18 protein-coding genes and 16 pseudogenes are annotated in these 25091 nt (G+C 71.5%); 12 read left to right on the top strand and 22 right to left on the bottom strand.

Annotated features, from left to right (window positions below; translation table 11 throughout):
- Window position 1: 1 nt before the first annotated feature.
- From ACZ8AI_RS12955 to iolC, 10 genes and pseudogenes are all read right to left on the bottom strand, one after another.
- A pseudogene (locus tag ACZ8AI_RS12955) lies at window positions 2-956 on the bottom strand (sugar phosphate isomerase/epimerase family protein).
- Between the two features lie 32 nt (window positions 957-988).
- Window positions 989-2897: pseudogene (gene iolD, locus ACZ8AI_RS12950) on the bottom strand (3D-(3,5/4)-trihydroxycyclohexane-1,2-dione acylhydrolase (decyclizing)).
- A pseudogene (iolB, locus tag ACZ8AI_RS12945) lies at window positions 2894-3811 on the bottom strand (5-deoxy-glucuronate isomerase). The pseudogenes iolD and iolB overlap by 4 nt, the downstream one beginning before the upstream one ends.
- A gap of 8 nt (window positions 3812-3819) precedes the next feature.
- A complete protein-coding gene (locus ACZ8AI_RS12940; protein ID WP_464858585.1) occupies window positions 3820-3963 on the bottom strand; it encodes a hypothetical protein in 144 nt (47 codons plus the stop codon).
- Between the two features lie 69 nt (window positions 3964-4032).
- On the bottom strand, window positions 4033-4563 hold the full coding sequence (locus ACZ8AI_RS12935) for an aldehyde dehydrogenase family protein (protein WP_464858583.1): 531 nt from the start codon (window positions 4561-4563) through the stop codon (window positions 4033-4035).
- Window positions 4487-4723 carry a hypothetical protein gene (locus ACZ8AI_RS12930; protein ID WP_464858582.1) on the bottom strand — a complete coding sequence of 79 codons (237 nt, stop codon included), beginning with the start codon at window positions 4721-4723 and terminating at the stop codon, window positions 4487-4489. The genes ACZ8AI_RS12935 and ACZ8AI_RS12930 overlap by 77 nt, the downstream gene beginning before the upstream one ends.
- 130 nt (window positions 4724-4853) lie before the next feature.
- Window positions 4854-4976, bottom strand: coding sequence for an aldehyde dehydrogenase family protein (locus ACZ8AI_RS12925; protein ID WP_464858792.1), 123 nt, complete (start codon window positions 4974-4976; stop codon window positions 4854-4856).
- Complete coding sequence (locus tag ACZ8AI_RS12920; RefSeq protein ID WP_464858791.1) at window positions 4976-5428, bottom strand: aldehyde dehydrogenase family protein; 453 nt, start codon at window positions 5426-5428, stop codon at window positions 4976-4978. Before ACZ8AI_RS12920 ends, ACZ8AI_RS12925 begins: the two co-directional genes overlap by 1 nt.
- A gap of 62 nt (window positions 5429-5490) precedes the next feature.
- Window positions 5491-6351 (bottom strand): annotated as a pseudogene (locus ACZ8AI_RS12915) (class I fructose-bisphosphate aldolase); the annotation flags it as partial.
- Window positions 6344-7355: pseudogene (gene iolC / locus ACZ8AI_RS12910) on the bottom strand (5-dehydro-2-deoxygluconokinase). The pseudogenes iolC and ACZ8AI_RS12915, both read right to left, overlap by 8 nt.
- Before the next feature lie 133 nt (window positions 7356-7488).
- Between iolC and ACZ8AI_RS12905 the strand changes: the two are divergent.
- From ACZ8AI_RS12905 to rmuC, 3 genes and pseudogenes are all read left to right on the top strand, one after another.
- Entirely contained in the window at window positions 7489-8064 is a 576-nt protein-coding gene (locus tag ACZ8AI_RS12905; protein ID WP_464858581.1) for a hypothetical protein, read from the top strand.
- Window positions 7956-8360: pseudogene (locus ACZ8AI_RS12900) on the top strand (DNA recombination protein RmuC); the annotation flags it as partial. The gene ACZ8AI_RS12905 and the pseudogene ACZ8AI_RS12900, both read left to right, overlap by 109 nt.
- 58 nt (window positions 8361-8418) lie before the next feature.
- Window positions 8419-8760 (top strand): DNA recombination protein RmuC, encoded by a 342-nt coding sequence (rmuC, locus tag ACZ8AI_RS12895; RefSeq protein ID WP_464858580.1) that lies wholly within the window; start codon window positions 8419-8421, stop codon window positions 8758-8760.
- A 440-nt stretch (window positions 8761-9200) separates the two neighbouring features.
- Here rmuC and glpX read toward each other — a convergent pair whose 3' ends face one another.
- Window positions 9201-10190 (bottom strand): class II fructose-bisphosphatase, encoded by a 990-nt coding sequence (gene glpX / locus ACZ8AI_RS12890; RefSeq protein WP_464858579.1) that lies wholly within the window; start codon window positions 10188-10190, stop codon window positions 9201-9203.
- Window positions 10191-10351: 161 nt separating this feature from the next.
- Here glpX and fbaA point away from each other — a divergent pair.
- Both fbaA and ACZ8AI_RS12880 read left to right on the top strand, forming a co-directional pair.
- Window positions 10352-11380, top strand: a pseudogene (gene fbaA / locus ACZ8AI_RS12885) (class II fructose-bisphosphate aldolase).
- Window positions 11381-11593: 213 nt separating this feature from the next.
- Window positions 11594-12670: pseudogene (locus ACZ8AI_RS12880) on the top strand (M18 family aminopeptidase); the annotation flags it as partial.
- A 120-nt stretch (window positions 12671-12790) separates the two neighbouring features.
- Here the strand turns inward: ACZ8AI_RS12880 and ACZ8AI_RS12875 are convergent.
- Window positions 12791-13615, bottom strand: coding sequence for a zinc-binding dehydrogenase (locus ACZ8AI_RS12875; RefSeq protein ID WP_464858578.1), 825 nt, complete (start codon window positions 13613-13615; stop codon window positions 12791-12793).
- 36 nt (window positions 13616-13651) lie between these two features.
- Window positions 13652-13705, bottom strand: a pseudogene (locus tag ACZ8AI_RS12870) (hypothetical protein); the annotation flags it as partial.
- Between the two features lie 261 nt (window positions 13706-13966).
- On the opposite strand from ACZ8AI_RS12870, the gene ACZ8AI_RS12865 reads away from it, so the two are divergent.
- Window positions 13967-14557: a TetR family transcriptional regulator gene (locus ACZ8AI_RS12865; RefSeq protein WP_464858576.1), complete on the top strand. Its 591-nt coding sequence runs from the start codon at window positions 13967-13969 to the stop codon at window positions 14555-14557.
- A 153-nt stretch (window positions 14558-14710) separates the two neighbouring features.
- Here the strand turns inward: ACZ8AI_RS12865 and ACZ8AI_RS12860 are convergent.
- From ACZ8AI_RS12860 to ACZ8AI_RS12850, 3 pseudogenes are all read right to left on the bottom strand, one after another.
- A pseudogene (locus ACZ8AI_RS12860) lies at window positions 14711-14797 on the bottom strand (hypothetical protein); the annotation flags it as partial.
- 61 nt (window positions 14798-14858) lie between these two features.
- Window positions 14859-15305: pseudogene (locus tag ACZ8AI_RS12855) on the bottom strand (hypothetical protein); the annotation flags it as partial.
- Window positions 15306-15336: 31 nt separating this feature from the next.
- Window positions 15337-16335 (bottom strand): annotated as a pseudogene (locus ACZ8AI_RS12850) (4-hydroxy-3-methylbut-2-enyl diphosphate reductase); the annotation flags it as partial.
- Between the two features lie 255 nt (window positions 16336-16590).
- Here ACZ8AI_RS12850 and ACZ8AI_RS12845 point away from each other — a divergent pair.
- From ACZ8AI_RS12845 to ACZ8AI_RS12820, 6 genes and pseudogenes are all read left to right on the top strand, one after another.
- Window positions 16591-16794 (top strand): exodeoxyribonuclease VII large subunit, encoded by a 204-nt coding sequence (locus ACZ8AI_RS12845; RefSeq protein ID WP_464858574.1) that lies wholly within the window; start codon window positions 16591-16593, stop codon window positions 16792-16794.
- Window positions 16727-17896, top strand: coding sequence for an exodeoxyribonuclease VII large subunit (gene xseA / locus ACZ8AI_RS12840; RefSeq protein ID WP_464858573.1), 1170 nt, complete (start codon window positions 16727-16729; stop codon window positions 17894-17896). Before ACZ8AI_RS12845 ends, xseA begins: the two co-directional genes overlap by 68 nt.
- Window positions 17842-18097: pseudogene (locus ACZ8AI_RS12835) on the top strand (exodeoxyribonuclease VII small subunit). Before xseA ends, ACZ8AI_RS12835 begins: the two are co-directional and overlap by 55 nt.
- Window positions 18094-18915, top strand: a complete 822-nt coding sequence (locus ACZ8AI_RS12830; protein WP_464858572.1) for a DUF4245 domain-containing protein — start codon at window positions 18094-18096, stop codon at window positions 18913-18915. Before ACZ8AI_RS12835 ends, ACZ8AI_RS12830 begins: the two are co-directional and overlap by 4 nt.
- Window positions 18912-19529: a carbonic anhydrase gene (locus ACZ8AI_RS12825; protein WP_464858571.1), complete on the top strand. Its 618-nt coding sequence runs from the start codon at window positions 18912-18914 to the stop codon at window positions 19527-19529. Before ACZ8AI_RS12830 ends, ACZ8AI_RS12825 begins: the two co-directional genes overlap by 4 nt.
- A 56-nt stretch (window positions 19530-19585) precedes the next feature.
- A pseudogene (locus tag ACZ8AI_RS12820) lies at window positions 19586-20924 on the top strand (class II fumarate hydratase); the annotation flags it as partial.
- On the opposite strand, the gene ACZ8AI_RS12815 reads toward ACZ8AI_RS12820, so the two are convergent.
- The 6 genes and pseudogenes from ACZ8AI_RS12815 to uppS form a co-directional block, all read right to left on the bottom strand.
- On the bottom strand, window positions 20908-21519 hold the full coding sequence (locus ACZ8AI_RS12815; protein ID WP_464858570.1) for a PhoH family protein: 612 nt from the start codon (window positions 21517-21519) through the stop codon (window positions 20908-20910). The pseudogene ACZ8AI_RS12820 and the gene ACZ8AI_RS12815 sit on opposite strands and share 17 nt — an antisense overlap.
- On the bottom strand, window positions 21447-21926 hold the full coding sequence (locus ACZ8AI_RS12810; protein ID WP_464858821.1) for a hypothetical protein: 480 nt from the start codon (window positions 21924-21926) through the stop codon (window positions 21447-21449). The genes ACZ8AI_RS12815 and ACZ8AI_RS12810 overlap by 73 nt, the downstream gene beginning before the upstream one ends.
- A gap of 39 nt (window positions 21927-21965) precedes the next feature.
- A pseudogene (locus tag ACZ8AI_RS12805) lies at window positions 21966-23052 on the bottom strand (PIN domain-containing protein); the annotation flags it as partial.
- Window positions 23053-23081: 29 nt separating this feature from the next.
- Window positions 23082-23480, bottom strand: a complete 399-nt coding sequence (locus ACZ8AI_RS12800; RefSeq protein WP_464858820.1) for a hypothetical protein — start codon at window positions 23478-23480, stop codon at window positions 23082-23084.
- Entirely contained in the window at window positions 23437-23730 is a 294-nt protein-coding gene (locus ACZ8AI_RS12795) for a hypothetical protein (RefSeq protein ID WP_464858819.1), read from the bottom strand. The genes ACZ8AI_RS12800 and ACZ8AI_RS12795 overlap by 44 nt, the downstream gene beginning before the upstream one ends.
- A gap of 248 nt (window positions 23731-23978) precedes the next feature.
- A pseudogene (gene uppS / locus ACZ8AI_RS12790) lies at window positions 23979-24650 on the bottom strand (polyprenyl diphosphate synthase); the annotation flags it as partial.
- Window positions 24651-25091: the final 441 nt, after the last annotated feature.

The following is a 25091-nucleotide window of genomic DNA, read 5'->3' as shown; positions in this document are numbered from 1 at the left end:
GTCAGGACGCGCGGGCGGCGGACGTGGAACCGAAGATGTGCTGGAACGTTCGCTCGGCGATCGGACCGGGAGCGTCGACGGAGCAGCCGTACATGTCCTGCTCGACGATGCCGAAGACGTCCGGGTTGATCGCGGCGACGGCCTCGATGATCGGGGCGAGCGCCGGCGTGCCGTGCGGCGGCTCGGTCATGATGCCCTGCGAGACGGCGGTGGCGAACGGCACGTCGTTCTTCAGGACGTCGAACAGCAGGTCGGTGTCGACCTGCTTGAGGTGCAGGTAGCCGATCCGCTCCGGGTGCTCCGCGATGAGCTTGAGGTTGTCGCCGCCGTAGTACGCGAAGTGTCCGGTGTCGAGGCAGAGGTTCGTGTACTCGGGGTTCGTGACCTCGAGGAAGCGCACGGTCTCCTTGTAGGTGCCGACGTGGCTGTCGGCGTGCGTCGTGGAACTGCTGGTGGACGCCGTACTCCTCGAGCAGCGCCTTGCCGAGCTGGTCGTGGCCCGTGCCGAGACGCTCCCACTGGTCGTCCGTCAGCGTGCGGGACTCGAGGACCTCTTCGGTGGCGTCCGAGCGCCACAGGTCGGGGATCGTGACGAGGTGCTCGGCGCCGAGCTCCGCCGCCAGGCCCGCGACCGCGACGGCCTGGTCCCACGCGCGCTGGAACTGGTCGTCCCCCTTGTGGAACCCGGTGAACACGGTGCCGGCGGAGAGCTTGAGCCCGCGGGACTCGAGCTCGTCCGACAGCTGCGCGGGGTCGGTCGGCAGGTACCCGTACGGGCCGAGCTCGATCCACTCGTACCCGGCGGCGGACGCCTCGTCGAGGAAGCGCTGCCACGGCACCTGCTTCGGGTCGTCGGGGAACCAGACGCCCCACGAGTCGGGCGCGGTGCCGATGCGGATCGAGGCCGGTGCCGCGTCGGTGGACGGGCTGCCGATGGGGGTGGCGGTGTCGGTCACGACGTCGCTGTCGCTTTCTGTCTCAGAGGGTTTCAACCGAGCAGCGGACGCTGCGCGGCGACCTGCTGCTCGTACTCGGCGCGGGCGGCCTGCGTGCTCTCGAGCGTGGAGGTCTGCGCGATCGGCACGTCCCACCAGCCGTCGCCCTCGGGGGCGTAGACGAGCGGGTCCGAGTTGATGTGCACGAGGGTGGTGTGGTCGTTCGCCTTCGCCTGGCGCACCGCGGCCTTGAGGTCCTCGATGCTGTCCGGTCCGGGCTGCACCTCGATCACGTCGACGCCGTACGAACGGGCGTTCGCCGCCAGGTCGACGGGCAGCGGGTCGCCGTTGTCGAACGACTGCGTCTCGTCGAGGTAGCGGTACCGGGTGCCGTAGCGCTCGGAGCCGACGGTCTCGGACAGGTGCCCGATCGACGCGTACCCGTGGTTCTGGATGAGCACGACGATGATCTTGATGCCCTCGGCCACCGCGGTCACGAGCTCGGTGTGGAGCATCAGGTAGGAGCCGTCGCCGACCATGACGATGGCGTCGCGGTCCGGGGCGCCCCGGCGCACGCCGATGCCGCCGGCGATCTCGTAGCCCATGCACGAGAAGGCGTACTCGACGTGGTAGCCGAGCTCGTCGCGCACCCGCCAGAGCTTGTGCAGGTCACCGGGCAGTGAGCCAGCCGCCTGGATGACGACGTCGCGCGGGTCGGAGACCGACTGCACGGCGCCGATGATCTCCGGCTGGCCCGGCAGCGCGTTGCCGGTCGGCGCGAACGCGCCGTCGACCGCCGCGTCCCACGCCGACTTCAGCGAGGCGATCTCGTCAGCGTAGGAGGGGCCCACGACGTACGCCGTGTCGGCGGCGAGCGACGCCGTCAACGCGACAAGCGCCTCCCGGGCGTCCGCGACGAGCGGAAGCTGCGTGCCGTGTTTGTAGGCGTCGAACGGCGCGACGTTGACGTTCACGAACGTGACGTCGGGATTCTGGAAGGCGGTGCGCGACGCCGTCGTGAAGTCGCTGTACCGGGTGCCGATGCCGATCACGACGTCGGCCTGGGCGGCGATGGCGTTCGCGGCCGCGGTGCCGGTCGCGCCGATGCCGCCGAGGGACTGCGGGTGGTCCCAGACGAGCGAGCCACCACCGGCCTGCGAGGTGCCGACCGGGATCCCGGTGGCCTCGACGAAGGCGCGGAGCCTCGTCGGCGGCGTCCGAGTACAGGACTCCGCCGCCGGCGACGATCACCGGACGCTCGGCGGCGCGGATGGCGGCCACGGCGCGCTCGAGCGGGCCGCGCTCGGGCAGCGGACGACGGATGTGCCACTCGCGGGGTTGCAGGAACGCGACGGGCACCTCGAGCTCCTCGGCCTGCACGTCCTCCGGCAGGGCGATCATGACGGCTCCCGTCTCGGCCGGGTCCGTCAGCACGCGCATCGCGGCGAGCGCGATGGAGAACAGCTGCTCCGGCCGCTCGACCCGGTCGAAGAAGCGAGACAGCGGACGGAACGCGTCGGTCACCTGCACGGAGGTGTCGTGCGGCATCTCGATCTGCTGCAGCACCGGGTCGGTCGTGCGCGTCGCGAACGTGTCCGACGGCAGCAGCAGCGCGGGCAGCCGGTTCGTCGTCGCGAGGGCGGCACCGGTGAGCATGTTCGCGGCTCCCGGCCCGACCGACGCCGTCGCCGCGTAGGTCGCCCGGCGGCGGTGCATGCGCGCGTAGCCGACGGCCTCGTGCACCATCGCCTGCTCGTTGCGGGCCTGGTGGTACGGCAGCAGGCCCGGCTGCTCGACGTGGAGCTGCTTGATGGCCTGACCGAGACCGGCGACGTTGCCGTGCCCGAAGATGCCGAAGATCCCCGGGATCGTGCGCTCGCGGACGTCGCCGTCGACGGTCCACTGGTTCGCCAGGAACTCGACGAGTGCCTGGCCGACGGTCATCCGGCGCGTCTCGCTCATCGGGAGGACTCCTTCTCGTAGGGCAGTCGTGGGTCGATCGGTTCCGATGCCCACGCCTGGCGGACCCAGCCGTGCGCCGGGTCGTCGGTGATGTTCCAGACGCGCTCCGGGTCGGGCCCGGCCATCACGTTGAGGTAGTACATGTCGTAGCCGGGTGCGGCACGGCGGGCCCGTGCCAGCCGTACGGCACCAGGGCGACGTCGCCGGTGCGGACCTGGCGGAACTCGTCGATCGCGCGGTCGTCCGAGGCGTACGTGCGGTGCAGCGCGAACGGGTCGGCCGTCTCCGGTGCGATCTGCTCGAGACCGCCGGAGACCGCTGCCTCGTAGTAGTAGATCTCCTCGAGGTTCGACTCCGCACCGGGCACGTTCGTGTCGTGCTTGTGGGGCGGGTACGACGACCAGTTGCCGGCCGGCGTGATCACCTCGCACACGATGAACTTGACGGCGTCGAGCGCCGCCGGGGTGCCGAAGTTGTGCACCTGGCGGCTCGACTGACCGGCGCCGCGCAGCTCCACCGGCACGTCTTGCCGGCTCACGTACGTGGTCGGCTTGACGGTGTCCGTGGGGGCCTCCGCGACCGCGAACGGGCCGGTGCCGGTGATCGTCGCCGCAGTGCCCGAGCCGAGGTACAGGACGTCGGTCGGTCCGTCGAAGACGCTCGCGCCCCTCCAGGTCCTGCTCGCCGTCACCGGCGGCGCCCTGGTACGCGACGTGGAACGACCCGGCCAGCGGCACGACGATGCGCTCCACGGCGTCGGCCGGGAGGCGAAGCTCGCCCCCGTCGGTCAGGCTGCCGGTCCGGAGACCGGGGTGCGCCCACCCCTCGATGCGTCCGTCCACCACGTCGGTCCAGCCCGCCTCGGGGCGGGAGCCGGCGGGGACGAACCACTGGTCGTGCTGTTCGTTCGCCATGCTGCGGCTCAGCCGTTCGACGGGAAGCCGAGGTTGATGCCGCCGTGCGACGGGTCCAGCCAGCGGCTCGTGATGGCCTTCTGGCGGGTGAAGAAGCTCACGCCGTCCGCGCCGTACGCCTTGTGGTCGCCGAACAGCAGAGTTCTTCCCACCAGCCGAACGAGTAGTACGCGACCAGTGCAGGGATTGGCACGTTGATGCCGATCATGCCGACCTGCACGTCACGCTGGAACCGACCCGGGCGGCGCCGCCGTCGTTGGTGAAGATCGCGGTAGCCGTTGCCCCCGTAGGCACGCGAGTTGATCAGCTCGAGGCCCTCCTCGTAGGTGGCGACCTCGGACGACGCTGAGCACCGGACCGAAGATCTCCTCGGTGTAGACGCGGCTCGTGGTGGGGACCTGGTCGATGAGCGTCGGGCCCCAGCCAGAAGCCGTTCTCGTCGCCGTCGGGTCGGACGGTACGCGGCCGTCCACCACGACCACTGCGCGGTCCTGCTCGGCGACCTCGATGTACGAGGCGACCTTGTCGCGGTGCTGCTTCGTGACGAGCGGACCCATGTCGCACCCACGACGACCGTCGCCGATGCGCAGGGTCGCCGCGCGCTCGGCGATCTTCTGGATGAGCTCGTCGGCGACCGGCTCGACCGCCACGACGACCGAGATCGCCAGGTAGCGCTCACCGGCGGACCCGAAGCCCGCGTTGATCGCGTTGTCGGCCACCAGGTCGAGGTCGGCGTCGGGCAGCACGAGCATGTGGTTCTTCGCGCCGCCGAGGGCCTGCACGCGCTTGCCGTGCTTCGGGGCCGGTCTCGTAGACGTACTGCGCGATGGGGGTGGAGCCGACGAACGAGATCGACTCGACGTCGGGGCTCGTGAGCAGCCCGTCGACGGCGGCCTTGTCGCCGTTCAGCACGGTGAAGACGCCGTCGAGGCAGCCAGGCCTCCTTGAACTTCTCGGCGAGCCAGATGGCGGCCGACGGGTCCTTCTCGCTCGGCTTCCAGCACGACGGTGTTGCCCGCGGCGATCGCGATGGGTGCAGGAATTAGAGCGGCACCATCGCCGGGAAGTTGAACGGGCTGATGATGCTCACGACGCCGAGCGGCTGCCGGATCGAGTAGACGTCGATGCCGGTCGAGATGCCCTGGTCGGAGAAGTCGCCCTTCATCAGGCTCGGGATGTTCGTGGCCTTTGAGCTCGACGACCTCTTGCCCGCGGGCGATCTCGCCCAGCGCGTCGTCGATGACCTTGCCGTGCTCGGACGTTGATGATCTCGGCGAGCTCGGCCTTGTCGCGGTTCAGGACCTCGCGGAAGGCGAAGAGGATCTGCTGGCGCTTCGCGAGCGACAGGTTGCTCCACGCCGGGAACGCGGCCTTGGCACTCGCGATCGCCGCCTGGATCTCGGACTCGTCGGCGAGGGCGACCTGCTTCGTCGCCGCGCCCAGCGCCGGGTCGGCCGCACGGGCGCCGTCGGCCCGACGTCGAGCCGACGCGAGCGCCGTCGATCCAGTGCCCGACGGTGGTGGTCGATGTCGGTGAGCGTCATGCGTTGCTTCCTTCCGGGATGGACGAGTCCATGGTGGTGGCGCCCGCGAGCCGAGCGGCTGGGTCGTGGGCATCTGTGGGAGAACCCGCCCCGGGCCTCACAAGCTGTGGACGGTGGCCCCGGCGGCCACGTCCCGGCGGCGGCGACGTCGCCGTCCGACGGGTAAGAAGCAGAGGTGCGACCGACGACCGAGGCCACGGACGCCGAGGGCAACGCGAGTGCGTCGGCCCACTTCGCGTACGTCTCCATCGGCCGCGACGCGGGGTCGCCGCCGAGCAGCAGGGTCGGCAGCGTCGTCGCCGCCATCACCCGCTCCATGTCGTCGACGACGGGGATCTTCAACCAGCTGTAGGCGCTGGACTCCCCCAGGCCGGCGGCGATCGCCATCGAGGTGATGACGGCGTCGGCACTGAGGTCGTTGACCACCCGGCCGTCACGCCACTCGGACATGAAGGGCTCGAGCATGATCGGCAGTTCGAGCGCCGCGGCCTCGCTGACCGCCCGCGCGGTGGCCTCGAGCGTCGGTGCGGTGCCGGCGTCGGCCAGTGCGACCCGGACCAGCAGCTTCGTGAAGTCGAGTCCCGACTCCTTGATGGCCGAGGCCGAGTAGGCGGTGTAGCGGTCGTCCATCTCGAACGTCGCGCCGCGCAGCCCACCGCGGTTCATCGAGCCGACTACGACCTTGTCGTCGAGGGCCCCGAGGAGCGCGAGGTCCTCGAGGATGTCCGGCGTCCCGAGGACCCCGTCGACACCGGGCCGACCGAGCGCCGTGACGAGTCGTTCGAGCAGGTCGTAGCGGTCGGCCATCGCGGACTCGTCGTCCCGCACGGCCAGGGCGCCACGCGCCGGGTGGTCGGCGGCGACGATGAAGAGCTTGCCGTCGTCGGCGAGCAGCTCGCGCTTGCGGCGGGCGTCGAGCGTCCGCTTCACGAGGCCGGGCTGGCTGGCGCGGATGTCCTGGAGGCGCTGGAAGTCCGCGGTGCTGATCTCAGGCATGGACCGTCTCCTCGGTGTGGTTGGTGCCGTCGGCGGGGTTGGCGGCGATGAAGGCGTCGATCTCGTCGCTCGTCGGCATCGCGGTCGAGCACTCGAACCGCGTGGCGACGATGGCGCCGGCGGCGTTCGCGAAGGCGAGGATCCGCTCGAGGTCCCAGCCCTGCAGCAGGCCGTGGGTGAGCGCCCCCCCGAACCCGTCGCCCGAGCCGAGCCCGTTGACGACGTCGATGTGGTGCGGCCGGAACTCGACGAACGCGTCGCGGGTCTTCGCGAGCACGCCCTTCGGCCCCTGCTTGACGACGGCGATCTCGACGCCGCGCTCGAGCAGGGCGTCGGCGGCGCGGACCGGGTCGGTCTCCCCCACCGCCACCTCGCACTCCTCGCGGTTTCCGACGGCGACTGTGGCGTGCTCGAGGGCGACGGCGACCTCGCGCGTCGCGGCTTCGGACTCGACCAGAACATCGAGCGGTAGTCCAGGTCGAGCACGGTGTGCTGCTTCGTGGAGTTCTGCGCGGCGCTGCGCGCTTCGTACGCGACGTGGGGGGCCTGCCGGCTCGGCTCTTCACTGAGGCCGGTCACCGTGGTCCAGAAGACCCGCGCGCGCTCGATCTCGTGCAGCGGCAACGACTTCGCCGTGATCATCAGGTCCGGTGCCTTCGGCGCCCGGCAGGGGTACAGCGGGAAGTCGTCCGGCGGGAAGATCTCGCAGAACGCGACGGGGGTGTTGAGGCCGTCGACCGTGCTGACGAACTCGTTCGCGACACCGAACTCGGGGAGCGTCCGGGCGATGAAGCGTCCGAACGGGTCGTTGCCCGTGCGGGTGATGACGGCGGCGTCCGCGCCGTGGCGGGCTGCGGCGATCGCGATCAGTTCGCGGCGCTGCCGCCGACGGACTTCGAGAAGGTCGACACGTCCTCGAGCGGACCCGTCTGCTGGGGGTAGATGTCGACGCTCACGCGACCCATGGTGATCACGTCGTAGGCGTGGGGAGCTCGGTTCGTCATGCGACGTGGTGGACCTTCCGTGCGGCTTCATCGGCGGACGAGCACGACTGTACACCTTGTTTGCCCTAATGTCATGACATGGCAACGGCGGGCCTGGAGGCGCGGTGTCGGTGGGTCCTGCCAGGGTCACGACGTGCAGATCCTCGCCCTGGTCATCGGTCTCGTGATCGGCATCGCCGTCGGTGCGGTCGTCGCCTGGTCGCTCGCGCGGTCGCGTGCCGGCATCGATGCGGCATCCGCTCGCGCCACCGCCGAAGCGCTGCGCGGCCAGCTCGACGCAGCCCGCCGCGACGCCGAGGAACGGCTCGACGCGCAGGACGCGCAGTACCGCCGGCAGGTGGACTCCCTCGAACGTCGGTCCGCCGAACTCGAGCACCTCGTGCAGCGCATGCACGGCGCCGACGCCGCGCGGTCGCAGAACGAGTCGAAGGTGCTCGGCCCTCAGCCCGGTGGCGCAGACCCTCGACACGATGCGCGCCAAGATCGCCGAGCTCGAGCAGTCCCGCAGCGAGCAGTACGGCGCGTTGTCGGCGCAGTTGCGGTCGGCCGCCGAGTCCGAAGAACGCCCTGCGTGCCACGGCGGACACCCTCGCCAGTGCCCTGTCGTCGAACAGCACGCGGGGCGTCTGGGGCGAGACACAGCTCCGCAACGTGGTCGAGGCCGCCGGCCTGCTCGAACGGGTCGACTTCGACGTGCAGTCCTCCGTGACCACCTCGGTCGGCGTCGCGCGTCCGGACATGGTCGTCCACCTGCCCGGCGGCAAGACCATCGCGGTCGACGCGAAGGTGCCGTTCACCGCCTACCTGCAGGCCGCCGAGATCCCCGCCACCGCCACCGGTGCTGAGGGCGCACGGCGCGACCAGCTGATGGCGCAGCACGTCAAGGCACTCCGTGCGCACGTCGACGCCCTGGCCGCGCGCGAGTACTGGACCGGGTACGACGCCTCCCCCGAGCTGACGGTGGCGTTCATCCCATCGGAGTCCCTCGTGTCGAGTGCTCTCGCCGCCGACCCGGGGCTGCTCGACCACGCGTTCCGGAAGCGGATCGCACTGGCCTCCCCCCGTGACGCTCTGGTCCGTGCTCAAGACCGTGGCGTTCTCGTGGCAGCAGGACGTCGTCTCCCAAGAGGCGCACGAGCTGTTCCGGGTCTCCCGCGAGCTCTACGGTCGGCTGTCGACGATGGCCGGGCACGTCGACAAGCTCGGTCGGTCGATCCGCGGGTCCGTCGTCGACTACAACCGCTTCGTGGGGTCGCTCGAGCGGCAGGTGCTGCCGAGTGCCCGACGGCTGTCACTGCTCGACGAGTCGAAGGTCATCGCCGACCCGGGCTCGATCGAGGACGAGCCGCGGCTGCTCACCGCGCCGGAGCTCGTCGGCGCCTCCGACGCGCACGACGCCGACTGACGCGGCGCCGGCGCCCGCGGCGCGAGCCGCTCGGGTCGCCGCGGACGCGGCCGCCGCACCACGCGCCGCCGCGCGCCGCGCGCGGCCGACCCGCCGCTTCGAACCACGGATCCGACGTCGAACCAGCCTTGCAGGCCGGTTCGACGTCGGATTCGTGGTTCGGTGGGCCCGCCGTCCCCAGGCCGCGTCCCGCGGCGCGAGGCGCCGCCCGACAGTCCGAACCGCGGCCCCGGGCGCGACTTGCACCCACACCACGAACAACGCGCCCCGTGGTGACGGGGCGCGTTGTTCGTGCAGGGGTGCGACTTGCGTCGGACGCCGACGACGCGTCGGACGCCGACGAGCGTCGGACGCCGACGAGCGTCGGACGCCGACGAGCGTCGGACGCCGACGAGCGCCGGCGCTGGCCGGGCCGCGCCCGGCCCGCGCGCGTCAGCGGATCAGAACCACTTCTCGGCGCGGTGGTCCGCCTGGATGCGGCGGATCGTGTTCGAGCGCGACCGGAGCACGAGCGAGTCCGTGTGGATGACACCACGCGAACGACGGACACCGCCCACCAGGACACCGTCGGTGACACCCGTCGCGACGAAGAACGTGTTGTCGCCCGTGACCAGGTCGTCCTGGTCGAGCACCTTGTCCAGGTCGTGCCCGGCCGCCACCGCGCGCGAGCGCTCCTCGTCGTCCTTCGGCTGGAGCTTGCCGAGGATCACGCCGCCGAGCGCCTTGATCGCGCAGGCGGTGATGATGCCCTCCGGCGTGCCGCCGACACCGACGCACATGTCGATCGTCGACCCGGGCAGTGCGGCCGCGATGCCACCGGCGACGTCCCCGTCGAGCAGCAGACGCGTGCCGGCACCCGTGGCACGGATCGCGCGGATGAGTTCGTCGTGGCGGGGACGGTCGAGCACGGCGACGACCATGTCCTCGAGGTCCTTGCCCTTCGCCTTCGCCAGCGCCCGGATGTTGTCGCCGATCGGCTTCTCGAGGTCGAGGACCCCGCGGCCCTCGGGCCCGGCGGCGATCTTGTCCATGTAGAACACGGCGGAGGGGTCGTACATCGAGCCGCGGTCCGAGACGGCCATGACGGAGATGGCGTTCTGGCGTCCGGCGGCGGTGAGCGAGGTGCCGTCGATCGGGTCGACCGCGATGTCGCACGCGGGGCCGTGGCCGTTGCCGACGTGTTCGCCGTTGTAGAGCATCGGGGCGTTGTCCTTCTCGCCCTCACCGATGACGACCACGCCGTCGAAGTTCACCGTGCCGAGGAACTTCCGCATCGCGTCGACGGCGGCACCGTCCGCGAGGTTCTTCTCACCCCGGCCGACCCACGGCTGCGCCCGGATCGCGGCGGCCTCGGTCGCACGCACCAGCTCGAGCGCGAGGTTGCGGTCGGGTTGCAGGAACAAGGAGCCGGTCTCAGTCGTCGGAGTCACACCCTGAGCCTACCGACAGCTGGCCGAGCGGCCGTCCGGACCGGACGGCCGTGAACGCATGTGCACTGCCCCGCGGGAACGGGCGCGCGTAACCCGCACCGCGCCTCCAGTGGTTCTGACTACGATCGGCGGGGACATCACCGAAGTCGAAGGAGATCCACGTGCCCATCGCAACGCCGGAACAGTACGCCGAGATGATCGAACGAGCGAAGGCCGGCAAGTTCGCGTACCCCGCCGTGAACGTGTCCTCGTCCCAGACCATCAACGCGGTCCTGCCAGGGCTTGCAGGAGGCCGGCTCGGACGGCATCCTCCAGGTGACCACGGGTGGTGCCGACTACTTCGCCGGCCACACCGTGAAGAACCGTGCCGCCGGCGCCCTGGCGATGGCGAAGTTCGCGCACGAGGTCGCCAAGAACTACGACATCACCGTCGCCCTGCACACCGACCACTGCCCGAAGGACGCCCTCGACGGCTTCGTCCTGCCGCTCATCGCCGCGAGCGAGGAAGAGGTCCGTGCGGGGCGCAACCCGATCTTCCAGTCGCACATGTGGGACGGCTCGGCCGTGCCGCTCGACGAGAACATCGAGATCGCGACGACCATGCTCGCGAAGACGCGGAACATCAACGCGATCCTCGAGGTCGAGATCGGCGTCGTCGGCGGCGAAGAGGACGGCGTCGAGCACGAGGGCAAGAACGACGCGCTCTACACGACCCCGAACGACGTCGAGAAGGTCGTGGACGCACTCGGCCTGGGCGACAAGGGCCGCTGGATCGCCGCGCTGACCTTCGGCAACGTGCACGGCGTCTACAAGCCGGGCAACGTGAAGCTCCGCCCCGAACTCCTCGGCGAGATCCAGGCAGCGGTCGCCGCCAAGCACGGCACCGGCGAGAACCCGCTCGACCTCGTCTTCCACGGCGGTTCCGGCCCGACCGACGACGAGATCCACGAGGCCGTGCGCAACGGCGTCATCAAGATGAACATCGACACGGACACGCAGTACGCGTTCACCCGGTCGATCGCCGACTCGATGTTCCGGAACACGAGGGCGTGCTGAAGATAGACGGCGAGGTCGGCAACAAGAAGCAGTACGACCCGCGCGACTGGGGCAAGGTCGCCGAGACCGCCATGGCGGCTCGCGTCGGCGAGGCCGCGAAGGTGCTCGGCTCGGCCGGTCACACCCAGGGCTGAGACCCACTCCACAGCCTGGAGGCACGGGGCGCGTCCGCCGGACGCCCTGTTCTGCGTCCGGTCGCCTCCCCTGCATGCCACGATGGGCGGGGGTGACCGTCGACGCCATCGCCTCCGAGTTCGCCCAGTTCGTCACCGAGTCGCCGACCGCGTTCCCACGCGGCCGCGGCCGCCCGCGACCGGCTCGTCGCAGCCGGGTTCACCGAACTCCCCGAGCTCGACGCCTGGCCCGTCGAGGCCGGCGCCTACGTCGTCGTCCGCGACGGCGCGGTGATCGCCTGGCGGCTGCCGGACGGCGCGACGCCGACGACGCCGTTCCGCATCCTCGGCGCGCACACCGACTCCCCGGGCTTCCGCATCAAGCCGAACCCGGGCGTCCGGACGGGCGGGTGGGAGCAGCTGAACGTCGAGGTCTACGGCGGTGCGCTCCTGTCGACCTGGTTCGACCGCGACCTGCGGATCGCCGGCCGCGTGGTCGACGCCGACGGCAGCGTGCGCCTGGTGTCGACCGACGCCGTGGCCCGGATCCCGAACCTGGCGATCCACCTGGACCGCGGGGTGAACGACGGCAAGGAGATCGACCGCCAGCGGCACACCCTGCCGATCGTCGGCGTGGACGGCGACGCGGGCGGCACCTCGGTCGTGGAGTGGTTGCGCGCTCGCCTCGGAGACGACGCCGTCTCGTGGGACCTCTTCCTCGCCGACACCCAGGCCCCAGCGCGGCTCGGAATCGACCGCGAGTTCCTGGCATCGGGCCGGATGGACAACCTGACGAGCGTGCACGCCGGACTCCGCGGGATCGTCGACGCCCCGGCCGACGGCGACCACATCCCGGTGTTCGCGGCGTTCGACCACGAGGAGATCGGCTCGTCGACCCCGTCCGGTGCCGGCGGCCCCTTCCTGGAGGACGTGCTCGGTCGCGTGCAAGAGGGCCTCGGCGCCACCCGGTCCGAGGCCGCACGGGCCTTCCGCGCCTCGTGGCTGCTGTCGAGCGACGCCGGGCACCTGGTGCACCCGAACCAGCCGGAGAAGCACGACCCGACGAACCGTCCGCGCCCCGGTGCCGGCCCGCTGCTGAAGATCAGCGCGAACCAGCGGTACATGACCGAGGCGAAGGGCGAGGCCGTCTGGGCCGCCGCGTGCGAGACCGCCGGCGTGCCGTGGCAGCCGTTCGTCAACGTGAACACGATCTACGGCGGCTCGACCATCGGCCCGATCGCGGCCACTCCGGCTCGGGATCCCGACGATCGACATCGGCGTCGGGCTGCTGTCCATGCACTCGGTCCGTGAGCTCGTGCAACACCGTCGAGGACCTCGCGGCGCTGCACGGTGCCGTGGCAGCGTTCCTGGCGTCCTAGAGCGTCACGACGACCTTCTGCGCGGAGACCCCGGCACGCTGGCGGTCGAGCGCTACGCCCTGCACGGCGCCCAGCTCCGACCCGACCACGAGGGGTTCGGGCAGCGCTCGGAGAGCTGCCGTCGGCGAGCCCGGCCGGCAGCACCTCGGCCCAGAGGCGGCGGCCGACCTCGTCGTCGCGCAGCAGGCTGCTCCCCCAGACGAACGCAGCCCGGATGCCGTGACGCCGGGCCCGTCGTCATCAGGCCTGCCATGGTGAGCCCGATGCGGCCGAAGACCGGGAGCATCGCCGGGAACAGCCGACGACGTCCGGCGAGCCCGTCGAGGGACACCGGCGTGCTGGCCAGGGCGAGCACGGTGCCACCGGTCCGTCGGAGCACCTCGATGCACACGGTCCGGCGGAGGCTCGTCCCGAGCGCGACGGCACCGACGACCCGGCGCCCGGCGATGCCCGCGACGAGTTCGTCCACGGCCCGGTCGCCGTGGTGGTCCACGACGACGTCCGCGCCGAGCGAGCGGACGAGGTCGGCGTTCCGGGGTGACGCGGTGCTGACGACGTCGTAGCCGGCGGCCCGCGCCAGCTGCACGGCGTTCATGCCGACGCTCGTCGACCCGCCCCAGACGACCACCACGCCGCGACCACCCGGTTGGACCTGCTCGTCCGCCCCGGGCATCGTCCAGGCCGAGGTGTGCGAGGGCTGGAAGAGCGCGCACGCTGCGGTGCTGGCGCCCAGCGGCAGAGCACGGCGGCCTCGGTGTCGCTGATCCCCTCGGGCGTCGGTGCGGTCCAGGCGTTCGAGCAACGCGGTGTGCTGTGGAACGCCCCCTCGCGCATCGGGGTCCCGCCCGCGGTCGGTGCCGGCGGCCAAGCCGAACACGCGGTCGCCGACGCCGAAGCGAGTGACGTCCGAGCCGATCGCGACGACCTCGCCGGCGACGTCGGACCCGAGGACCGCCGGGTAGCGCAGCTACCGGTACGTGACGGACCCGGTGCCCTGCACGACCCAGTCGACCGGGTTCACGGCGAGCCGCCCGGACGCGGACCACGACCTCGTCGGCCCGGGGCGCGGGCGTGGGCACGGGCTCGACGACGAGCGCTGAACGAGCGGATCGGAGGACGGCGGCGGAGTGCTGCGCGACACGGGTGTGCCCTTCTGCGGGAGTGATGACACTTGGTGCCCTCACCGTACCGCGTGACGACACCGGGTGTCATCACCTATGCTGACGGCATGGCGAGATGGGCGCCCGACACCCGGGAACGACTGCGCGCGGCGGCGCTCGAGCTCTTCGACGAGCAGGGCTTCACCGCGACGACGGTGCCCGACATCGTCGCCCGCGCCGGCCTGACGAACCGCCGGGCCGTTCTTCCGGCACTTCAGCGACAAGCGCGAGGTGTTCTTCGGCGACGACGAGATCCCGGCGATCGCCCGCCGTCTGCTCGCGACCGCGCCCGCGCACGTACCACCGCTCGCGCTCGTGTCCGAGGGCCTCCGGACCCTGGCCGCCGAACGCTTCGAGCCGCAGCGCGACCGTATGCGCTCGGCCCGTCGAGGTCGTCGACGCGGAACCGGCGCTCCGCGAACGGGACCTCCAGGAAGCAGGCCGACCTGCGCGACGCCGTCGAACAGGGGTTCGTCGAGCGCGGTGAGGACCAGCTGACCGCCCGGGTGCTCGCCGGCGTCACGGTCGAGTGGTTCCAGACCGCGCTCGAGGCCTGGCTCGCCGACGACGCGGGCGCACCGCTGACCGACCACCTCGACGCCGTGCTCGCACGGACGCGGCAGGTGCTGGGCCCAGCCCCCGGCCATCCGCTCAGGTAGGCGGCGAACTGCCCGAGGTCCTGGAAGACCACGACGAGCACCGGGACCATGCCGAGCACGATCGCCACGACCCCGCCGACGAGCGGCACCAGGGAACGTCCAGCGCCGCGACCGGAGCCGGCGCACCGACCACCAGGCGACGAGCGCGAACACCACGACGAGCACCACCGCGCGCACGAGCACCGCCGACGAGAGCGCCGCGGGGTTCGACAGGTCGGTGTACTGCTGCTCGACGACCATCCGGATGGTCGAGGCCGTCGTCCCCACGGACAGCGACTCGATGACCGTCCCAGAGGCCGACGGCGAGGAAGCCCACGGTCAGCACGAAGTCGATCGGAGAACGACCGAACCGGGCCGCGAGCGGAGCAGGTCGACCGTCCGGAACGAGGTACCGGCCGCGCCGTCGTCGCAGCCGGTCGGGGTGCCCCGTCCGCTGTCGGCCGTCCCGGTGAGGCGTTCCACGCTGGGGTGCACCCCCGGGGCCGCCGCGGCGGTCACGGACGGCGTCCTGCGCGGCCTGCTGCCGGAGCGCCCGCGAACGCTCCTCCTGTTCCTCTCCTCCTACGAGGCGCTCCTGCTCGACGAGCACCGGGTTGACCCAGCCCTCGGGCGCGTACTCGCCGTACTGGGGGTGCGGGGCGGCCGTGGACGCCCCGGTGCCGGAGCGTCGGCCGACGTGGCGGGGAGTGCGCCGCGACCCAGGCCGTCCGCCCCGTCCGGGACGCTGACCCGGATCGCGGGCCGGCACCACCCCGCGGACTCAGCCGTCCGGTCGTCCGTCGTTCATCGGTTCCGCCCGCCCAGCCCGCGTCCGGGTTGCCGGCCGCGTCGGTGCGGAGTTCATCGGGGAGCGAGAACATCAGGTCCTCGTGGGCGGTGACGACCTCTTCCACCGTGCCGTAGCCGGCGTCGGCGAGCTGCTTCCGAGGACCTCGGCGACGAGGTCCTCCCGGCAGGAGGCGCCGCTCGTGACACCGACGGTGCGGACGCCGTCGAGCCACTCCTGCTGATTCTCCGACGCGTAGTCCACGCGGTGGGCACGGGCGCCGTGCTCCAGCGCGACCTCGACGAGGCGGACGCTGTTCGAGGAGTTCGCCGAGCCGACCACGATCACCAGGTCGGCGGCCGGGGCGACCTTCTTGATCGCGACCTGACGGTTCTGGGTGGCGTAGCAGATGCTGTCCGACGGCGGGTTCTCGATCGCGGGGAACTTTCTCGCGGAGCAGACGGACGGTCTCCATCGTCTCGTCGACGCTCAGCGTCTGCGACAGCCAGACGAGGTTGTCCGGGTCGGGGACCTCGAGCGCGGCGACGTCCGCCGGCCCGTTGACCAGGATCGTCCGGCCTGGCGCGTGCCCCATCGTGCCCTCGACCCCTTCGTGGCCAGCGTGGCCGATGAGGATGATCGTGCGCTCGGCCTGGCGAACCGCGTGGCCTGGCGGTGGACCTTCGTGACGAGCGGCAGGTCGCGTCGATGGCGTGCAGGTCGCGGTCCGCCGCGCCGGCGACCACGGCCGGCAGGACGCCGTGCGCGCTGAAGACGACGTGGAGCCGCGCGGACCCCGGCGACGTCGTCGACGAACACCGCGCCCCGCTGCTCGAGCGTCGACACCACGTGGACGTTGTGCACGATCTGCTTGCGGACGTACGCACCTGCTCGCCGTACTGCTCGAGCGCGCCTTCTCGACGGCGACGACGGCACGGTCCACGCCGGCGCAGTACCCGCGCGGGGCCGCGAGCAGGACCCGCTTGGTGCCGGCGACCGGTTCGTCGCGCAGTCGTCCGCGCGCCGCGGAGACCCGCGGCGGGCGAGCGGGACCGTGTGGCCGCTGGTGATCGTCACGCCCCCGATGATAGGTGAGCGGATCGCAATGCAGGCTGGGCGGGGGCGCGGGCGCGGCAAGCTGGCCGGGCGCGCGGGGTGGTCGGGTCACGGCGGGCGCGCTGCCGTGTGCCGCGGGCGCGCCGTGTCGTCGGGATGCGGCAGCATGGGCGCATGGCGATCGAACAGGGACCCCGACGGCTGACAACCCGTGGCCCGTCGCACTGCTCGGGGCGAAGATTCGCGACTGGATCGACCGCTCGGCACTGCCTGGGTCGAGGGCGAGATCACGCAGTGGAACGTCGCCGGCGGCAACGTGTACGGCAAGCTCAAGGACATCGAGGCCTATGCGACCGTGTCGTTCTCGATCTGGTCGAGCGTCCGTTCCCGCGCCGGCGGACATCAAGCAGCGTGACCGGGTCGTCGCCGCCGTCAAGCCGAACTACTGGGTCAAGGGCGGCTCGCTGACGATGCAGGTCGTCGAGATGAAGCACGTCGGCCTCGGGACCTGCTCGAACGGCTCGAACGGCTGCGGCGGACCCTCGGCGAAGAGCTGTTCGACCCCGCGGAAGAAGCGTCTGCCCTTCCTGCCGCACCGCATCGGCCTGATCACCGGCAAGGACTCCGACGCCGAGAAGGACGTCAAGCTGAACGCCCAGCTGCGGTGGCCGCAGGTCGAGTTCCGCACCATCCACACCGCGGTGCAGGGCGAGTGCACAGTCGGCGAGGTCGCCGCCGCCATCCTCGAGCTCGACGCCGACCCGGACGTCGACGTCATCATCGTCGCGCGCGGCGGCGGCGACTTCCAGAACCTGCTCGGCTTCAGCGACGAGGGACTCGTCCGTGCCGCCGCGTCGACGCCGATCGTCTCGGCGATCGGGCACGAGGCCGACCGGCCGATCCTCGACGAGGTGGCCGACCTCCGCGCCTCCACCCGACCGACGCGGCGAAGCGGGTCGTCCCCGACGTGGCCGAGGAACTCGCGAACGTCCGGGCGGCGCGTGCCCGGATCGGCCAGTTCGTCGTACACGCTGTCGGTCGAGGCCGACCGGATCGCCGCACTGCGGTCCCGTCCGGCGCTCGCCTCGACCGCGTGGCTCGTCGACACCCGTGCCGAAGAGGTCGCGCGCGACCTCTCCCGCGCCCGCGAGTTCCTCGACCGGCGGCTCGAGCGCTCCCACGCCGACGTCGGCACCTCACTCGCGCGGCTGCGGTCGCTGTCACCGCGGGACACCCTGCGACGCGGGTACGCGATCGTGCAGACCTCGGACGGGTGGGCTGCGGCGCCGAGGACCTGGCCGCTGCGACGCCGGTGCACGTCACGCTCGGCACCGGGACGGCCACGGGCACGCCTTCGAGCCGGACGGGCCGGGGCCGGACGGGGTCTGACCCGGGTCTCGGTCCCCGACCCGGTTCTGCACAGGCTCCGCGCGGGCCCGCGGGTCGGTGGGCGCTCGGCAGGATCGAGGGGTGTCATCCCAGCAGGAACCCGGAGCAGCCCGACGTCCGGTCGCTGAGTTACGAAGCAGCGCGCGACGAACTCGTGCGCGTCGTCGCCGAGCTCGAGCAGGGCTCCGCGACCCTCGAACGCTCCCTGCTCGCCCTGGGAGCGCGGCGAGTCCCTGGCCGCACGGTGCGAAGAGTGGCTGATCGGCGCACGGGCCCGACTCGACGCCGCGCGTGCCGCCTCCGAGTCCGAGGACGGCGCAGCCCGATGACCGACCCCCTCGACGGCCGCCCGATCGTCGCCGAGCCCGGACGCCCCGAGACCGCCGAGGAGACCTGGGCCCGGAAGGACGCCGCGCGCACCGCCCGGCGACAGCACCAGACGGCGTTCAACCTCGTCATCGCGCTCATCGCGTCGCTCGGCATCGTGCTGTTCCTCGCCGCGGTCGTCGTCCGCCCCGACACCACCGTCGTCGACCGCGCGGTGGACTACCGCCAGGTCGCGTCGCAGGCGAAGGTGCCCGGCGTGACCCTCGCCGCCCCCGTGCTGCCCGACGGCTACTCGTCGAACCGCGCCGACTTCAAGGACAAGACGAGCGACGGCGTGAGCGTCTGGACCGTCGGCCTCATCACCCCCGACAAGCAGTACATCGGCCAAGTGCAGGGCATCAAGGCGAACGGCGACGCGGTGTCCAACCAGCTCGACCAGCACGCCGCCACCGGTACCCGCACGATCGCGGGGACGAAGTGGACCGTGTACGACTGCCGGGCCGAGGGCGACGACGCCGGCAACCAGGCGTACTCCCTGGTGTCCACGTTCGGCACGAGCACCGTCGTCCTGGCCGGCACCGCGAACGGCTCGTCGTTCTCCACCGTCGCGACGGCGGTCAGCAGTTCGCGAGCTGATGAGCACCCGCTGCAGCCCCATCCCGATCACCCGAGCAGATCAGCCCCGAGGAGCACCATGCCCGACCGCGCCGCCTCCACCCTGTCCGACGCCCTCCGCCTCCTCGTCGACGGCACGCACGCTTCGCTCGGACAAGCGCCGCACCGGCCGCATCGACCCCGACCGCCGGCTGAACCGAGTTGACCGGGTTCCAGGCGCCGTTCGCCAATGTCCTCGGCTGCTCCGACTCCCGCGTGCCGTTCGAGCACGTCTTCGACGCCGGCATCGGCGACCTCTTCGCCATCCGCAACGCCGGGCAGATCGTCGACGACGTCGTGCTCGGCTCGATCGAGTTCGCCGTCGTCGCGCTGGCACCCTGCTTCGTCGTGGTGTTCGTCATCATTCGCCAGTGCGGCGCGGTCGCGGCGGCACGCTCCGGCGAGCGCCGCTTCCCGGCCCGCATCTGCGGCGCTCCCCTCGCGGTCGACGCCATCGCGCCGAGTGTCGAACGCGTGCGTGCCACCGACGCCGAGGTCCCGCAGGAAGCCGTCGGTGCCGCCCACCTCGAGGCGACGCTGCGCCAGGTGATCGAGCGCTCCGGCGCGGTCTCCGACGCGATCGCCGAGGGTAGATTGGCCGTCGTCGGCAAGACCTACGACCTCACCACGGGCGAGGTCGCCATCGACACCGTCGGGCCAGGCCTGACCGACCGCCACGACGAACGTCCCGGACACCGGCGGCCACCCCCGCCACCGGGATTCCCCAGCCGGCGCGACCGCGGCCGGCGAGCACCCCCAGGAAGGACCACGACGACGTGACCGACACCACCACGAGCACCGCGACCGACGGCGACTACCGCATCGAGCACGACACGATGGGCGAGGTCCGGGTGCCGAAGACGGCGCTGTACCGCGCGCAGACGCAGCGGGCGGTCGAGAACTTCCCCGATCTCGGGCAAGGGCTCGAGTCGGCGCAGATCGTGGCCCTCGCCCGGATCAAGCGTGCCGCGGCGATCGTCAACGGGCAGCTCGGCATCGTCGACCCTGCCCTGGCAGACGCCGTCGCGAAGGCCGCTGACGTCATCATCGCCGTGAGCACCACGACTACCAGTTCCCCGTCGACGTCTACCAGACCGGCAGCGGCACGTCGTCGAACATGAACATGAACGAGGTCCTGGCGACCCTGGCGACCGAGATCGCCGGCACGCCGGTCCACCCGAACGACCACGTGAACGCCTCGCAGTCGTCGAACGACGTCTTCCCCGACCTCGGCATCGCCGTGACCGAGGCCCTCATCCGCTCGCTCGTGCCGCTCGAGCACCTGGTCGAGACGCTCGAGGCGAAGGCGACGCTGTGGGCCGACGCCGAAGTCGGGTCGCACGCACCTCATGGACGCCACGCCGGTGACGCTCGGGCAGGAGTTCGGCGGGTACGCGCCAGGTGCGTCTCGGCATCGAGCGCGTGAACGCGACGCTCCCCGCGGCCGAGGTCCTGCTGGGCGGCACTCGCGGTCGGCACCGGGATCAACACGCCGAAGGGCTTCCCGCAGCGGGTGATCGCCCAGCTCGCCGAGGAGACCGGCCTGCCGATCACCGAGGCGCTCGACCACTTCGAGGCGCAGGGTGCGCGATGCCCTGGTCGAGGCGTCCGGCGCGCTCAAGGTCATCGCGGTCAGCTTGACGAAGATCAACAACGACCTCCGATGGATGGGCTCCGGCCCGAACACCGGCCTCGGCGAACTGCACATCCCCGACCTGGTGCAGCCGGGCTCGTCGATCATGCCCGGCAAGGTCAACCCGGTCATCCCCGAGGCGACGCTGATGGTCGCGGCGCGGGTGATCGGCAACGACGCCACGATCACGTGGGCCGGCGCCTCCGGAGCCTTCGAGCTCAACGTCGCGATCCCGGTGATGGGCACGGCACTGCTCGAGTCGATCCGGCTGCTGGCGAACAGCTCGCGCGTGCTGGCCGACAAGACTGGCCGACGGGCTCGAGGCGAACCTCGACCGTGCACGATCGTTCGCCGAGTCGTCGCCGTCGATCGTGACGCTCAACCGGGTCATCGGCTACGAGGCCGCCGCGAAGGTCGCGAAGTTCGCCGTCGCCGAGGGCGTCACGGTGCGCGAGGCAGTGATCGCGCTCGGCCACGTCGGCGGCGAGGTCACCGAGGAGCAGCTCGACAGCTCCCTCGACGTCCTCAGCATGACGCACCCGAACCGCACGTGCCGGGCGCCGAGAACAGACACTGCAAGAACGAGGGCGGTTTCTCGCAGCGGTACAACGCTGCGAGAAACCGCCCTGCTTGCGCTTTGCGAGAAGCGCGGCGCCAGCCCTGCCCTACACGAGGTCGGGCGAGTCCAGCATCTCCGTCACGAGCGCCGCGATCGCCGACCGCTCCCCACCGGGTCAGCGTCACGTGCGCGAACAGCGGGTGTCCCTTGAGCCGCTCGATGACCGAGGCGACCCCGTCGTGCCGACCGACCCGGAGGCTGTCGCGCTGCGCGACGTCGTGCGTGAGCACCACCCGGGAGTTCTGCCCGATGCGGATGACCGTCAGGAGCACGTTCCGTTCGAGCGACTGGGCCTCGTCCACGATCACGAACGCGTCGTGCAGCGAGCGGCCCCGGATGTGCGTGAGCGGGAGCACCTCGAGCATGCCGCGCTCGACGACCTCGTCGAGGACGTTGTCCGACACCAGCGCACCGAGGGTGTCGTAGACGGCCTGCGCCCAGGGGTTCATCTTCTCGGACGTCCCCCGGGCAGGTAGCCCACCCTGCCCGCCGACGGCGTACAGCGGCCGGAAGACCATGATCTTCTCGTGCTGCCGTCGTTCGAGCACGGCCTCGAGTCCGCACAGAGCGCAAGCGCCGACTTGCCCGTGCCGGCGCTGCCACCGAGGGACACGATGCCGATCTCCGGGTCGAGCAGCGCGTCGATCGCGAGCTGCTGTTCGGCGGAGCGGCCGCGCAGGCCGAAGACCTCGCGGTCGCCACGGACGAGCGCCACCGAGCCGCCGGGGATCACACGGCCGAGGGCCGAGCCCCGCTCCGAGTGGATCACGATGCCGGTGTTGACCGGCACGCCCTCGAGCGAGGCGGAGCGGATCTCCTCCTTCTCGTACAGGTCCGACATCTGCTCGCCGGACACCCGCAGGTCCGTCACGCCGGTGTAGCCGCTGTCGACGGCGAGTTCGGCGCGGTACTCCTCCGCCGCCATGCCGATCGACGACGCCTTGACCCGCAGCGGCAGGTCCTTCGAGACCAGGCCGACGACGTCGAGTCCGTCGTTCTTGAGGTTCGAGGCGACCGCCAGGATCCGCGAGTCGTTGTCCCCGAGCTGCAGCCCGGACGGCAGGACCGACTGGTTGGAGTGGTTCAGTTCGACTCGGAACGACTCGCCCTCGCCGATCGCGATCGGGAAGTCGAGCCGTTCGTGTTCGATCCGCAGTTCGTCGAGCAGCCGAGTGGGCCTGCCGGCGAAGTACCCGATCTCCGGGTCGTTGCGCTTGACTCAGTTCACTGACGACCACGACGGGCAGGACGACTGCGTGCTCCGCGAAGCGGAACAGTGCCTGCGGATCGCTGAGGAGCAGTTCGAGGTCGAGCACGTACGTGCGCTGGGCGACCGAGGTGGACGAGTCCGCGGTGGGATGCTGCTGGGTTCCGCGAGAGACGTTCTGAGAGGTCACGACCACTCCATCCCTTCCCCGGGCCGCGCTCGGCCCGGTCCATGTCCTCGAACGCGGCCGTGGAGCGGGTCCCGGCGACTGCCAGCCGCTCGATCGGGCGCGTTGCCCGATGCGGCCAAGCTTTACGTCCGACCCACGACACGGCGCCAGCGACACGCTGTTCCGCGCGTTACGGTCACGTGAACAACGCGACCGCTCGCGGGCCGGGAGGCACGGTGCCGGACCGCCCCGCGCTTCCCGTCCGTCCCGGCGCAGCCCCGGGAGACTCGGCGACGCCGCTCCGCGACTCGCGTTGGGCGACGGCGCGGCAGCGGCTGCGCGCAGCGCGCTACTGCATCGTCGCGTACGACAGGCAGGCGTCGCGGAACATGTCGAGGTCTCGTCCGTCGTCGAGGCGAAGACCGACACCCGTGCGACCCCGAGCCGCGTCGTGGCGGTGACACCGTGGTTGTGGAACGCCGCGGACAGCGCGGTGAGGCGGCCCTGCGGCGGTCGGCGCACCACGATGCCGGCACGCTCACGCGGGTCACGGCTGGAGTCCACCGAAAGGCCGAACTCGTCGGCGATGTCGAACACGCGCTCGACGCGGTCGGTCACGCGCTCCTGCACGGCCGCGACGCCCACGGCGGTCAGCCGGTCGAGCGAGACCGCCATCCGGGCCTGCGCCACCGGGTCGATGCGCGTCATCTGGAACCCGGCGGCGCCAGGGCGGACGGCGGGGACCCGGTCGGCCAGCCGGTGGTGCCGTGCGGGCCGGACAGCGCCGGGCGCAGCCGGTTCAGTGCGCGGTCGCTGAAGGCGGTGAAGCCGGTGCCCCAGCCGGCGTGCAGCCACTTCTGGCCGCCGGTGGCGACGACGTCGGCGATCTCGTAGGGCGCGTCCACGACGCCGAAGCCCTGGATCGCGTCGACGATGAGCAGGCGGTCGCCGATGACCTCACGGATGCCGGCGAGGTCGGCGAGGTAGCCGGTCTGCCAGTCGACGAGGGACTCGCGACGGTGACCTCGTCGGTCAGACGCGACTCGATGAGCGACGGCGTCATCCAGCCGGCACCGGACTCGATGACGACGGGCTGCCTGCAACCCGCCGGTGGCCGAAGGCGGCGCTGGCGAGGGCGAGCGGCAGCGACGGGTACTCGTCGGCGGACACGAGCACGCCTCGGTCAGGCCGAAGGCGGTGTGCAGGAGCCCCGGCGTGGTGGCGGTCTGCGAGATTGACCTGTTCCTCGCGGCGACCGACGAGTCGGGCGGCGACGGTGCGCACCCGGGCGTCCTGCTCGTCGAGGGTCTCCATCGCGCCGAAGCGCATGTGCTCCTGGATCGTCCCGAGCACGCGTGCTCCTCGAGGACCGCCCGGTCTGCACCGGGGCTGAACGCGGCGTGGTCGAGGTAGCCGGGCTCCTCGGCGAAGCCGGCGGCGTGCTCGGCGATGTTCAGCAGGTGCAACCTTCCGTGGGACGAAAACCCTGTGAGTCTACACGGGATGGTTGATCGCGGGCGAACCCAGGGCCGTTCTGCGCAGCGAGCAGCGTCAGCCGTCGGAACGGCGGAACGGCGTGGCCGGGCGTCAGCCGCCCGAGCGCGCCGCGACCGCAGCCCGGTGTCGCGGACCGCGCGAAGGAAGTCGACCTCGCGCAGGTCGGGGTAGAACGCCTCGACGAAGTAGAACTCGCTGTGCGCGCTGCTCTGCCACAGCATGAAGTCGGACAGCCGCTGCTCGCCCGAGGTCCGGATCACCAGGTCGGGTCGGGCTGGCTCTGCGTGTAGAGGTGGTCGCCGATGAGAAGCTCCCGCGTAGGACCTCGGCGAGGGTGTCGAGCGTGCCCCCGCCCTCGCCGTGCGCCCGCACGATGCTCCGCATGGCGTCGGCGATCTCCCGCCGGCCGCCGTAGCCGACCGCCAGGTTGACGTGCAGCCCGGTGTGGTCCGTGGTGCGCCGTTCGGCCTGCTCGAGCGCGGCGACGAACGCCGGCGGCAGCCCCTCGTTCGCGCCGACGTGCTGGACGCGCCAGTCGCGGTGGTCGGCGAGCGTGCCCGCGAGGTCGGCGATGATGCCGACGAGTTGCTCGAGCTCCTCGCCGCCGCGCCCCGTGAGGTTGTCGGAGGAGAGCAGGTAGGGCGTCACGACCTCGATCCCGAGGTCGTCGCACCAGGTCAGGAACTCCGGGATCTTCGCTGCGCCGGCGCGGTGGCCGTGCGCGGCGGACTCAGCCCGAGCTGCTTGGCCCACCGCCGGTTGCCGTCCACGATCATGGCGACGTGCTTCGGCTTGGCCGCGTCGTCGATCTGCCGCCGGATGCGACTCTGGTAGGCGCGGTAGAGGATGCCTCGTCCTGCCCACCTCGACGCTGCCGCTCACGGGACGAACATAGTGCACCGCCCCCTGGGGAGCGAGCTGGTCACCCGGATGTTCGGCTGTTGCTCGGCTGACACCCATACGGTCGGAGCATGCACGCCGAGCACGACACCGGGACGCGCTCCCCCACGTCCCCTTCACCGACGAGGCCCAGACACCCGCGGCCGACCTCACCGAGACCCGGCCGGCATGGCGCGGCTGGATCCACCTCGGCGCGTTCCCGTTCGCCATCGCGATGGGCATCGTGCTCATCAGCCTCGCCGGCTCCCCCGCCGCGAAGGTCGGCAGCGCGGTGTTCATGGCGACCTCGCTCGCGATGTTCGGCGTCTCGGCGACGT

It is taken from the genome of Curtobacterium sp. AC273 (assembly GCF_979253735.1).
The sequence above is the reverse complement of the archived record's forward strand: the minus strand, read 5'-3'. Positions and strand labels throughout refer to the sequence as shown.